This window comes from Acinetobacter suaedae (assembly GCF_008630915.1).
Taxonomy (GTDB): Bacteria; Pseudomonadota; Gammaproteobacteria; order Pseudomonadales; family Moraxellaceae; genus Acinetobacter; species Acinetobacter suaedae.
Map to the genome: position 1 here is coordinate 2,029,969 of NZ_CP043909.1, position 12,474 is coordinate 2,042,442.

General features: G+C 38.7%; 13 protein-coding genes. 5 read left to right on the top strand and 8 right to left on the bottom strand.

The features are described 5' to 3' along the window. The first annotated feature begins 9 nt into the window (after positions 1 to 9). Both eutC and F2A31_RS09495 read left to right on the top strand, forming a co-directional pair. Complete coding sequence (gene eutC, locus F2A31_RS09490; RefSeq protein ID WP_150026186.1) at positions 10 to 822, top strand: ethanolamine ammonia-lyase subunit EutC; 813 nt, start codon at positions 10 to 12, stop codon at positions 820 to 822. 167 nt (positions 823 to 989) lie between these two features. Further along, positions 990 to 1,706: a glutamine amidotransferase gene (locus tag F2A31_RS09495; protein ID WP_150026187.1), complete on the top strand. Its 717-nt coding sequence runs from the start codon at positions 990 to 992 to the stop codon at positions 1,704 to 1,706. Positions 1,707 to 2,133: 427 nt separating this feature from the next. Here the strand turns inward: F2A31_RS09495 and F2A31_RS09500 are convergent, their stop codons facing one another. After that, complete coding sequence (locus F2A31_RS09500) at positions 2,134 to 3,861, bottom strand: glutamine--tRNA ligase/YqeY domain fusion protein (RefSeq protein WP_150026188.1); 1,728 nt, start codon at positions 3,859 to 3,861, stop codon at positions 2,134 to 2,136. A 167-nt stretch (positions 3,862 to 4,028) separates the two neighbouring features. On the opposite strand from F2A31_RS09500, the gene F2A31_RS09505 reads away from it, so the two are divergent. The 3 genes from F2A31_RS09505 to nfsB all read left to right on the top strand — a co-directional run bounded on the left by F2A31_RS09505 (position 4,029) and on the right by nfsB (position 6,128). Next, the gene (locus F2A31_RS09505) at positions 4,029 to 4,538 is read left to right on the top strand and encodes a peptidylprolyl isomerase (RefSeq protein WP_150026189.1); all 510 of its coding nucleotides are present in this window, start codon (positions 4,029 to 4,031) and stop codon (positions 4,536 to 4,538) included. A 21-nt stretch (positions 4,539 to 4,559) separates the two neighbouring features. Then, positions 4,560 to 5,276, top strand: a complete 717-nt coding sequence (locus tag F2A31_RS09510; protein WP_150026190.1) for a UDP-2,3-diacylglucosamine diphosphatase — start codon at positions 4,560 to 4,562, stop codon at positions 5,274 to 5,276. A gap of 198 nt (positions 5,277 to 5,474) precedes the next feature. Then, positions 5,475 to 6,128 (top strand): oxygen-insensitive NAD(P)H nitroreductase, encoded by a 654-nt coding sequence (gene nfsB, locus F2A31_RS09515; RefSeq protein ID WP_150026191.1) that lies wholly within the window; start codon positions 5,475 to 5,477, stop codon positions 6,126 to 6,128. 56 nt (positions 6,129 to 6,184) lie between these two features. Here nfsB and F2A31_RS09520 read toward each other — a convergent pair whose 3' ends face one another. The 7 genes from F2A31_RS09520 to tsaE all read right to left on the bottom strand — a co-directional run bounded on the left by F2A31_RS09520 (position 6,185) and on the right by tsaE (position 12,437). Next, a complete protein-coding gene (locus tag F2A31_RS09520; protein ID WP_150026192.1) occupies positions 6,185 to 6,808 on the bottom strand; it encodes an NAD(P)H-dependent oxidoreductase in 624 nt (207 codons plus the stop codon). Positions 6,809 to 6,879: 71 nt separating this feature from the next. Continuing rightward, positions 6,880 to 7,476 carry a TetR/AcrR family transcriptional regulator gene (locus tag F2A31_RS09525; protein ID WP_150026193.1) on the bottom strand — a complete coding sequence of 199 codons (597 nt, stop codon included), beginning with the start codon at positions 7,474 to 7,476 and terminating at the stop codon, positions 6,880 to 6,882. Between the two features lie 34 nt (positions 7,477 to 7,510). Then, the gene (locus tag F2A31_RS09530; RefSeq protein WP_150026194.1) at positions 7,511 to 8,368 is read right to left on the bottom strand and encodes a DMT family transporter; all 858 of its coding nucleotides are present in this window, start codon (positions 8,366 to 8,368) and stop codon (positions 7,511 to 7,513) included. 78 nt (positions 8,369 to 8,446) lie between these two features. Beyond that, the gene (gene hfq / locus F2A31_RS09535) at positions 8,447 to 8,956 is read right to left on the bottom strand and encodes an RNA chaperone Hfq (protein ID WP_150026195.1); all 510 of its coding nucleotides are present in this window, start codon (positions 8,954 to 8,956) and stop codon (positions 8,447 to 8,449) included. A gap of 90 nt (positions 8,957 to 9,046) precedes the next feature. Further along, positions 9,047 to 9,991 (bottom strand): tRNA (adenosine(37)-N6)-dimethylallyltransferase MiaA, encoded by a 945-nt coding sequence (miaA, locus tag F2A31_RS09540; protein ID WP_150026196.1) that lies wholly within the window; start codon positions 9,989 to 9,991, stop codon positions 9,047 to 9,049. A gap of 6 nt (positions 9,992 to 9,997) precedes the next feature. Continuing rightward, the gene (mutL, locus tag F2A31_RS09545; RefSeq protein ID WP_150026197.1) at positions 9,998 to 11,971 is read right to left on the bottom strand and encodes a DNA mismatch repair endonuclease MutL; all 1,974 of its coding nucleotides are present in this window, start codon (positions 11,969 to 11,971) and stop codon (positions 9,998 to 10,000) included. Continuing rightward, entirely contained in the window at positions 11,961 to 12,437 is a 477-nt protein-coding gene (tsaE, locus tag F2A31_RS09550; RefSeq protein WP_004638558.1) for a tRNA (adenosine(37)-N6)-threonylcarbamoyltransferase complex ATPase subunit type 1 TsaE, read from the bottom strand. Before tsaE ends, mutL begins: the two co-directional genes overlap by 11 nt. Positions 12,438 to 12,474: the final 37 nt, after the last annotated feature.

Sequence of the window (12,474 nt, forward strand, 5' to 3'; positions counted from 1 at the left end):
AGAATATCGATGAAACTTAATCGTGACGTACATTATCCTACGCATTTACACCAAGATCAGTGGGAAAAACTTAAACAATTTACGGATGCACGAATCGCACTTGGTCGTGCAGGTTGTAGCATACCGACACGAGCATTACTGGAATTTCAGCTATCACATGCTCAAGCACAAGATGCAGTCTATCAGAGCTTAGATACAGCTTATTTAGCTGAACAATTACAAAACAACTCACTTCAAAGCATTCATGTAAGTAGCAATGCACAAAATAAAGAGATTTATCTAAAACGACCGGATCTCGGTCGACAACTGTGTGAGCGTTCCAAACAACAGCTCATGGCACAATTCAAAGATGCACAACCTTATGATGTATGCATCGTTGTAGGTGATGGACTTTCTGCACGTGCAATTGAAGCAAATGCGGTCCCTTTTATTTTGTCTCTAAACAAATATATTCAGCAACAAGATTGGCGACTTGCGCCAATTATTCTAGCAACAGGTAGCCGAGTTGCCTTGGGCGATGATGTTGCTCAAATCTTTAAAGCTTCGATGTTGGTCATGCTAATTGGAGAACGTCCAGGTCTTAGTTCACCAGATAGCATGGGGATTTACTACACATGGCATGCTCATACAGGATGCCTCGATTCACAACGTAATTGTATTTCGAATGTTCGCCCAGCAGGTTTGAGTATTCCAATTGCCACACAACGACTGATGAACTTAATGAAAGAATCAAAACGACTTGGTTTATCAGGCGTTGATTTAAAAGATGATCATCAAGTACCAGAAGTTCAAACAATGAGTCCAACTAGACTTCTTTTTTAATAACATTTAATCAAACGCACTATTTATTATTGAAAGGTAGTTTTTTGGTCAAATCAATTTCTTGATTTGCTACACTAGGGCTTACTTCAGTCTGACTGGAAAGATAACTCAGACTGATTGCCTTGAAAAATAGCCCCAAAACCTATCCATCCGAAGAAATAATATCCATGAGCTTTGAGACAACACTGCCTAAAACTATTTATGCCATTCAACATCTCGCTTTTGAAGATTTAGGTTCACTAGAAGATCTGTTTTACCAACTCGGTTTTCGTGTCCGTTATTTTGAAGCGGGTGTTGATGATCTTACACCCGCACTTAATTATGAAGGTTTAACCATTGTTTTAGGTGGACCAATTGGGGTTTATGAAACTGAAGACTACCCTTTTCTTATTGATGAAATAGCAGGTTTAAAACAACGCTTAAAAGCCAACAAACCAACGCTCGGTATCTGCTTAGGCGCACAACTGATTGCACATGCGCTGGGTGCAAAAGTTTATGCAGGCCATCAAAAAGAAATTGGTTGGAGTCCGTTAGAAATCAAACCAAGTGCAGACAATCCCTTAGCTACACTTGAAAAGATTGAAGTTTTACACTGGCACGGCGATACTTTTGATTTACCTGACAATAGCACCCTGCTTGCCAGTTCTGCTATCTATCCAAATCAAGCCTTTTCAGTTGGAAATAATATTTTAGCACTTCAGTTTCATATAGAAATTACAAAAGAAAGTTTTGAAAAGTGGTTGATTGGCCATACCTGTGAAATTCGCCAAGCAGGTTTATCTATTTCTAAACTTAGAGCAGAAAATCTCAATTACGCTTTGCAATTGGAACATAAGGCACAACACGTCATTCAAAAATTTCTTAGTCAGATCACTGTGATGTAATATTCTCGGCTTGAGCAAGTTAACTTTGATGAACTTGCTCAATTTTAAATAAAATCTATAAAACCAATCATAAAAATTAATACTGTTGGAAAAAACCTTAAAATATTACATTTGTTAAGCTTAGATTACATAACATAAACATGAAACACATCAAGCACCCACAAGATAATTTGAAAAAATTTTATAATAAACAATAGAATATAAACATTATATGTTTTTGCATTTTGTTTATTTGCGTAGGTGGGTGAGAGTTATGCTGAAGTTTCTCAAGAGTTTTCATACGATTAATACGTATTTAATCGCATCAACAGTGCTACTTATTTTTCTTGTGATCTACTTTTATCTAAATCCCTAAAATGCAAAAAGCCCAATTACAAATTGGGCTTTTTATTAGATAACGAAGTCTCGCTCCAAAATAAATTTAAGCTTATTTTTTCTCAACTTTAAAACTATCTTTTAAATCAAGAATACGGTTAAAGACTGGCTTCTCAGCCTGATGATCATATTGATCTGCAACAAAGTAACCCTCACGTTCAAACTGGAAACGATCTTCAGGTTTCGCTTGTGCCAAAGCTGGTTCAATCACCGCTTGTACCACTTTCAATGATTCAGGATTTAGATTTGCCAAGAAATCATCGTCTGCATCTGGCGCAGCTTCAGTAAATAAACGATCATAAATACGAACCTCAGCAGGAACGCCTTTTGTCGCAGATACCCAATGGATCACACCTTTTACTTTACGACCTTCAGGATTTTTACCCAATGTATCAGGATCAATTGAACATTTCAGTTCAATGACTTCACCATTTGCATCTTTGATGACTTCATCGCATTTGATCACATAAGCATGACGTAAACGAACCTCACCCTCAGGAATCAAACGTTTAAATCCTTTTGGTGGAACTTCTTCAAAATCTTTACGATCAATATAAAGCTCACGAGTTAAAGGAATCACACGCTCACCCATATCGACATTCGGATGACGTTTATGTGTTAAATCTAATTCTTCAGGTAAATTGGTTAACGTCACTTTCAATGGATCAAGTACCGCCATACCACGCGCAGCAGTATTTTCTAGAGACTGACGTATGCAGAATTCAAGCATTGCTACATCAACAATACCATCAGTTTTAGAAACACCAACACGCTTACAGAAATCACGTAAACCTTCTGCTGTAAAACCACGGCGACGCATACCCACAACAGTAGGCATACGTGGGTCATCCCAGCCATTTACATAACCGCCTTCGACCAATTTACGTAATTTACGTTTAGAGGTAATCGTATAATCAATATTTAAACGCGAAGATTCATACTGACGTGGAACAGCTTTTGAGTGAACTTTCTCAACAATCCAGTCATAAAATGGGCGATGGTCTTGGAACTCCAAAGTACAGAGTGAATGGGTAATTCCTTCAATTGCATCAGACAATGGATGAGCATAGTCATACATTGGGTATATTTTCCACTTATCACCTGTTTGGTGATGTTCGGAATGCAATACACGATACAAAATTGGATCACGCATATGGACATTTGGACTTGCCATATCGATTTTGGCACGTAATACAGCACCGCCCTCTTGGATTTCACCATTACGCATTTGTTCAAAACGCGCTAGGTTTTCTTCAACGGTCGCATCACGATACGGCGAGTTTTTTCCAGGCTCAACAAAATTACCACGATTCAGCTTAATTTCTTCAGGAGATTGCAAATCCACATAAGCATCACCTTGTTCAATCAACTGAATAGCCCATGCATAAAGTTGATCAAAATATCCTGAAGCATAGCGAGGTTCACCATTCCAGTTAAAACCTAACCATTTCACATCATTGGCAATACCATCAACGTATTCTTGTTCTTCGGCATCTGGATTTGTATCGTCAAAACGTAGATTACATAAACCGTCAAATTCTTCAGCAACACCAAAGTTGAGACAAATTGCTTTCACATGACCAATATGCAAATAACCATTCGGCTCAGGTGGGAAACGCGTCACAACTTTTTGAGTACGTCCTTCTTTTAGGTCATCGGTGATTACCTGACGTACAAAATCTAAGCCTGCCTGTTGTTCTTGCTGCGCGTTATCGACAGAGGCATGCGTATTCGGTGTCGGGTTCTTTGGCAGTTCTGAAACAACATCATTTGGCTTCATAGGGTGTAAATCACTTCTTACAGTTAAAAATAGGGAATAAAAACGCAATCTTTACTTTTTCTGAAAGATTTTAACGTTTTTTACTTGCCTTGTAGTTTACAGTTTGCTTATGCTTCTCTCAACCAAAAACCCATGGTCAATTTGCCCATGTTTAGGAGATTAATGTAATGAGTTTTCCTCAAGTCGAATTAAATACCAATAAAGGTCGTATTGTTCTTGAGCTTAATGCTGAAAAAGCACCCAAAACGGTTGCAAATTTCTTAGAATATGTACGTGACGGTTTCTATGACGGCGTAATTTTCCACCGTGTGATTGATGGTTTTATGATCCAAGGCGGTGGCATGGATGAAAACTTCAAAGAAAAAGCAACACGCGATGCAATCGAAAACGAAGCTGATAATGGCTTAAGCAACGATGAAGGTACAATCGCAATGGCGCGTACCCAAGCTCCTCACTCTGCTTCTGCTCAATTCTTCATCAATGTTAAAAACAACTCTTTCTTAAACCACACTGGTAAAACAGCACAAGGTTGGGGCTATGCTGTATTTGGTAAAGTGGTTGAAGGCATGGACGTTGTAGCTGCAATTAAAGGCGTGCGTACTGGTAACCGTGGTTATCATGCTGATGTTCCTTTAGAGAATGTAGTTATCGAATCTGCTAAAATTATCTCTGAATAATTTTATCCAACAGGATTCTTTGTGACTTATCTGTTTATTTCAGATTTACATTTGTCACCTGATCACCCTCGACTTGTTCGAGGGTTTTTAGCTTTACTCAAAGAATATCAAACTAAAAATACCCAACTCTATATTTTAGGTGATTGGTTTAATGCTTGGATTGGTGATGATTACACAGCCCCATGGCTAGATGAAATTATCAATGCATTACAGAAGTTCTCAACTGCTGGCAATCAAGTTTACTTCCAAGTGGGCAATCGAGATTTTGCCTTAGGACAGAAATTCTTAGATCAATTTAATGGCATCCTATTACCTGACGTTTATACCCTGCATATTCAACAACATATGTTTCGTTTGGAACATGGCGATGCACTTTGTACCGATGATGTTGCTTACCAGCGTTTCCGCAAAGTGATTCGCAACCCCATCTTATTGGGATTGTTAAAACGTACTCCATTGAACTTTAGACAAAAACTGGCCAATGGTTTCCGTAAAAAAAGTCGCGAGACCAAACAACTGAAAAGCTATGACATCATGGATGTGAATACTCAAGCCGTAAAATCTGCGATCGAACAAGTTGATTATTTAATCCACGGTCATACCCATCGCCCTGAAATTCATCAAATACAAAATAAACAAAGAATCGTATTGGGCGATTGGCGCATGGATTCCGCATGGATTCTCGAAATGAATGAACAAGAAAATTATAAAATTGATTTTAAGAAATGGTCATATTGACCCTATACAATGTGGGGTATCAACCTCCCAAAGACGACTTATTGATAGCGCTAAAACTTAAAAAGAGCTTGTTACACGTTATTACTTCAATTCAATAACATACGACTTAAATCTATATAGAATTTCACATTTAGCTACTTTCAGCGAAATAGATATCAAGTAGAATAAATTAAATTTTTAATTGAGTAGATACGGCGAATGGATACACTCGTTACAGCAAAAACACGATATGCAACAAAAGCTTATGATGCTGAAAAGAAAATACCAAAACAACAATTTGAAAAACTTTTAGAAGTATTACGCTTTAGCCCTTCTTCTGTGAATATTCAACCATGGCATTTTATTGTCGCTGAAACAGATGCTGCAAAACAAAGAATCGCAGCAGGTTTAACAGGTAACTATATCTATAACGCAGCAAAAGTATTGAACTCTTCTCACACCATCATCTTTTGCACTCGTACTGATATTTCAACTGAATATTTGGAACAACTCCTTCAACAAGATGAATTAAGTGGTCGCTTTAAAGATGAAACTGCAAAACAAGGTCAGCGTGACACACGCCAAGGCTATGTTGAGTTTTATCGCAATGAATTGAAAAACCTTCCAGCTTGGATGGAAAATCAAACCTATCTCGCGTTAGGACAGCTACTTTTTGCAGCTGGGCTTGAGGGGATTGATGCGACCCCAATGGAAGGCTTTGACCGTAATACGATTAATCAAGAATTTGGGTTGGCCGAAAAAGGCCTCAAAGCATCAGTGATTGTATCGCTAGGTTATCGCAGTGAAACGGACTTTAATGCAAAACTTCCTAAATCACGCTTGGCAGATGAGGTTATCTTTACGCGTTTATAAATTTTAGACCAATGGCTGTGATCTAAGCAAAATATTAGAAGATCGCAGCCATTCCATCAACACGAACTGAGCTGTTTTATGGCTAAAACATCTTGATCTAATTGATTGAAAAAATCCTGCAAACCATCTGCTTGTATAAAATCAGCTCCATAAAGTACAGATGTTTGCACATCGTGAAGCCCGCAAAAACCAAATATACCTTCTACGATTTGTGTTTGTATCGCTTGAGTATAACCATGTTTATCGTAACCAGCTTCATCCCCAGTTCCTGTTGCAATCAGCTTGACTGGGATATTTTTCAGCTCACCTGATAGGCACCCTTGATCATCTATTTTATATGCCCAACCATGTGTAAAAACACGTTCAAACCAACCTTTTAACATCGCAGGTACTGACCACCAATAAATGGGAAAAACAAAATAAACGATATCTGCACGATCAAAACGAGCTTGTTCAGACACGATATCAGAACCTACAACTTGCTGACCACGATAAGCTTCAAGATCGGCAATGGTAATCGCTGATTTAAAATCTTCTTTATGTAGATCCGCATATTCAACATTCATCCCCCGATGAGTTAAATGTTTGGCAATATGGTTTGAAATTTGATGTGATAAAGATTTTGAGTCTGGATGTGTAATGACAATCAAAGCATTTTTATATTGTTTAGAAATGGGCATGAGATTTTTCCAAGCGTTATTATAACCCATAAGTTACCATTGGTAACTTATACAAGCAATAGTCTTCTTGGTTATGTTTGTTTTTTATTCAAGTAATCATTTAATATCAGTAAAGTTGATTTCTCCATAACACGCTGAGCTGTTTCTGCATCAATCACGCCATTACTTGCTGCTACACAAATTGTTTCCATCAATCCTGTTACCGCAATGATGATGGCCTCACCCTCTTGACCTTCAAGAAAAACAAAAGGATGAATACTATGTTTAAAAATTTCGATAAACTCCTGCTGACATTGCAGCAAATAGTTTTGCAATATATCCGTACCAGAGAGTGCAGCAACCACCAAACCAACTTCGGGACCTGTTGCGATATAGCAATTCAAACAGGCATTGCAGAAAATATGAATAGTACGACCTAAACCACCAGTATTTTGTTCCAAGGAAGTAGATAAATCCTGCTTCTGCTTGTCACTAAACTCCTTATAAATCGCAATTAATAAGCCTTCTTTATCAATAAAATGCCGATAAGCGATTGGTTTGGTTATTCCCGCTTGTTGTGCTAAATACCCAAGTGTAAGTGCTTCCACGCCTTCCTTACGGATAATTAGACGCGCAACTTGTAGCAGTTGCTGCCTACGCTGTTCTTTCGTCAGCCTTTTTCCAACCATATTTCATCTCATTAGAGAATAATTCATACCGAAGTTACATCATTGCTCTAGCTAAACAAAGAACCGCTACGATACCTGATACCAATCCAAGCCATGTGTACCCTTTTAAACGCTCTTTGAATAAAACCACACCACTCAACACGCCTAAAATCACCACAAGAATATTCATACCAGCAAAGACAATCGCAGGTGTTTCTTTAAATACCATGTGCGCTTTCACATACAAAGCAATGTTGGCAAAGTTAAGTCCACCTAAAATCAAGCCCATAAAGATATTTTTAGGCTGCCAATGTGGCTGAGTTATCGCAAGATAGGCGATTGATAAAATGAAAGCACCAATAAAAGTTAAATTGAGAGTAACTGCAAACTGTAGACCAAGGCTACTGCTATATTTAAGCAATACATCAATGATCGCATAACCCGCCCAAACGCTGAACAGGAATAAAGCAGATTTTAGATTGATTGATTTATTAGAATGTTCCGTTGCTTGTCCAAAAATGATTGCTAAAATTGCAACAATACCTAAAACTACACCAATTAATTTCAATTGGCTAAATTGTTCGCCAAAAATAAAATAGGCAGCCAACAAAGATAGGATTACAGCTAACCGTTGTGCAATTTCTGTTTTTAAAATTCCCGCATATTGCAATGATTTAGCCAAACACAAAAAAATACTCGGCAATAGAACAGCTAAAATGAAAATTAACCACCAAGGTGTATGGTTGAGTGATACATGGGTAATATCAGTTTTAAACCAATAGAAACATAAAATGCTTGCACTTAAATAATTCCATGCAATCATTTGAAAAACATCAAATCCTTTAGTTTTGAAATATTTCAATAAAATCGAAACAATGACACTACAACAGGCTGCGGCAGCAATAATTTCCATAATATCTATTCTAGCTTTTCAATAAACAAAAAAATGCCAGTCTAAATAGAGACTGGCATCTTAAAGATCATCAATCTATTAACGATTGTTTTCGTCGTCTTGACCATCTTCAAATTTAGTTTCGCTGTCAAAACCACCTTGACCACCGAAGCCACCTTGACCACCAAAGCCGCCTTGTTGACCGCCAAAGCCACCTTGACTACCGAAGCCACCTTGACCACCAAAGCCACCTTGACCACCAAAGCCGCCTTGACCACCAAAGCCACCTTGACCACCGAAGCCGCCGCCTTGACCGCCAAAGCCACCAGTAGTGCCTTGACCACCAAAGCCACCAGTAGCGCCTTGTGCTGGGAATCCACCAGAACCTTGAGCACCAGCTGGACGTGGGTTACGTGCAGGAACAACTGTAGAAATAGCATGTTTGTAAACCATTTGGCTTACAGTGTTTTTAAGCAATACAACATATTGGTCAAAAGACTCAATATGACCTTGTAGCTTGATACCGTTCACAAGGAAAATAGAAACTGGAATACGTTCTTTACGGAGAGAATTTAAGAACGGATCTTGTAAAGTTTGACCTTTAGACATTTTTAACTCCAAAAATTTTTAAATCAGCGCAAAAAAACTATCTTTATTTTTCAACTAAAAATTATAAAAAGACAGCCTGCGAATTTTGCTTTATCCCAAGAAGTTTCGCAAGTCTTCTTTCGCCTGCTTTATCGTCACGTAAGTTTTAAAATCGTGTATTTCTTGCAAAGAACGTAACCAAGTGTATTGACGTTTAGCAAGTTGCCGTGTCGCAAATAACGCTTTGTTCTCCATTTCTACTTTATTTTTGAGACTTAAGTCACTTTTTAATAAAAATTCTAAAGCTTGACGATAACCCACAGAACGCATGGAGGGTAAATTATCAGTTAAATCGTATTTTCTAATCAATTCCTCAACTTCATTTAAAAAACCAATGCTCCACATTTTGCTTAATCTTTGCTCAATGCGTTGATGTAATTCTAACCGATCAGGCATCAGTGCGTAGTTATAAAATGTGTAACGATACGGTTGATTTTTAGGTTGTTCAGCTTGTAGTTTTGTTATTGGCTCACCTGTAATTCGATAAACCTCTAAAGCTCGAATAATTCTTTGCCTATCTGAAACTTTAAATTTCTCACCAGCAATTGGATCCACTTCAACCAACTCATCATAAACAGACTGCCAGCCTTCCGCTTCCGCTTTTGCCACAATTGCATCACGTACTGCTTGATCAGCATTAGGTAAATTATCAGCAAGCCCCTCAAGTAAAGCTTTAAAATACAGCATGGTTCCACCGACCAAAATCGGAGTTTTACCACGGGCATGCATATCGTCAATGAGGGGACAAACATCTTCAACAAATTGCGCGGCTGAGTACACTTCTAATGGCGTAATGATATCAATCAGATGATGTGGGTATTGCGCTTGTTCTTCTTTAGTCGGCTTGGCAGTACCAATATCCATATCCTGATAAACTAAAGCTGAATCAACAGAAATAAGTTCATAATGACCGCGTTCATAGAGTTCACATGCCAATGCTGTTTTACCACTTGCGGTAGGCCCCATTAAATTGATGACGGGCAATTGATTCGACATGTAAAACTACTCTCCTCGAGCAAATAATTTATCTAATTGGTGAAGTGGAAATGCGCGCCAAGTTGGACGGCCATGATTACATTGACTTGCAAATTCAGTTTGCTCCATTTGACGTAACAAAGCATTCATTTCAGACAGACTTAATTGGCGATGGGCACGCACTGCGCCATGACATGCCATACCCGCTAACAGCTCATCCCGTTTTTGTAATAAGCCACGCGCCTCATCATTTGGATCCAAATCATTAAGCAATTCTGGAATCAAATTTGAAAAATCAGCTTTATGCAGAATCGCAGGAACACCTCGTACAATCACTTGCTCATCGCCATACTGATCTATTTCAAGCCCCAAACGTTGTAACTGTGGCTGTAACTCTTCTATGCGTGTTGCTTGCATACGAGTAATTGATACCACTTTAGGAATCAGCAATTGCTGAGACACCCAAAATTCTGGCTTATCCCATGCGGCTTTCATTTGTTGCAATAAGATCCGTTCATGCGCGGCATGCATATCAACAATAATCAAACCTTCTGTATTTTGCGCCAAGATATAAATGCCATGTAATTGCGCAATTGCAATACCGAGCGGAAACTCATCTACTCGTGACTGTGCTACATCACGATCAACTGTATCATTGCCACTATCAAAAGCTGTTGTCGGAACGTCCGACTCTCTTAAAGGCGCTAAATAAGTTTTAAGTGCGTTATTGAGTTGACCTGAACCATTATATCGAGGCTGCTGTGATTGACCTGAATTGTAATGAACCGCTTGAGGGCGACTTTGATTAAATTCAGTTAACAGCTCAGTTGATACATCTGTTTGTTGATCTGATAACGGCTCGGTTACAACAGCTTTATGTAAATTAAATTGTTCTTGGTATTTCGGCTGTGGTTGGTATTGTGCCACTTGATGATCAGTTTCATCAACTTTCATCGCTTGAGCTAAATCAGCACTAGCCGTTTGAAATTGTGATAACGTCGCTTTGGCGTAATGACGTACGAACTCATGTACCTCACGCTGATTCAAAAAGCGAATCTCGTGCTTCGTTGGATGTACATTCACATCAATATTTTCAGGATCAACTTCTAAAAACAACAAATAAGAAGAATGTTGATGCCCATGCAAGATACCCTCATAGGCCATACGCAAGGCATGTGAAATGGTTTTATCTTTAACAATACGACCATTTACATAAACATATTGCAAGTCTGCTTGAGCACGTGCATCAGATGGATGACCTAGCCATCCTGACAAACGCATATTGACACTTTCAGCATCAATCCAATACGCATTTTGAATAAACTGTTGGCCTAATAACTGCTGAACACGTTGATAACGTAACTCACCACTATCAGCAACTGGCAGATTTAACCGAATGTTGTCGTTATGCTCGAGTACGAAACGAATCTCAAAATGAGTCAAAGCCAAACGGCGTACAATTTCTTCTATATGACCAAACTCAGTACTTGGCTTTTTTAAGAATTTACGCCGAGCAGGTACATTAAAAAATAAATCCTGTACACGGATGTGAGTGCCTTTTTGTGCAGCCACAGCTTGAATTTGTTGATGATCAAATGCGGTACCATTCACCTCGACTTGATAACCAACACCTTGCTCATCTTGGCTACTGGTTAAAGTTAGACGAGAAACTGCAGCAATAGAAGCGAGAGCTTCTCCACGGAATCCCAAACTGACGATCGCATGCAAATCATCCGCGGTTTGAATTTTACTCGTCGCGTGACGCATCACCGCCAAAGGTAAATCTTCAGGATGAATACCATTCCCATTGTCGATAATCTCAATCAATGTGGCGCCACCTTGCGCAACACGAATAATCAGCTCTGTTGCACCAGCATCAATTGAGTTTTCCAACAACTCTTTCACCACAGATGAAGGGCGTTCGATCACCTCACCTGCGGCAATTTGGTTAGCTAAAGCAGCATCAAGGGTATGAATACGACGAGTTGCATCATGCGCCATGCAATTGTTCCTGCAGCGTTTGGTATAAAGATTCAGAGTTCACAGTAATCGTCAAAAATCGAGTCAGTTCATCATCTGATTTTTGGATATCAATCACAACATCCGGCTTAGGAATTTCATTACCACCTTTTGATGGCCATTCAAATAAAAATAACGCATCTGGTGTTTCCAAATAGTCACGAATCCCCATTAACTCGAGTTCATAAGGATCATCTAAGCGATATAAATCAAAGTGAAAAATTTCTTTGCCTTGTATGGTATAAGGCTCTACCAAAGTATACGTTGGACTCTTTACCGAGCCTTGGTGTCCAAGACTTTGCAAGAAATAGCGGGTGAACGTGGTTTTACCTGCTCCCAAATCACCAATTAAATAAATAATGCCTGAATGCACCAGCTGAGAAAGTATCTGTGCAAAACGTTGAGTGTCTTGTTCATGATTTAAAGTAAATTTCACTGAATACGACATGGCAATCAAAACAAAATTGGAATGATGGCTATGATAA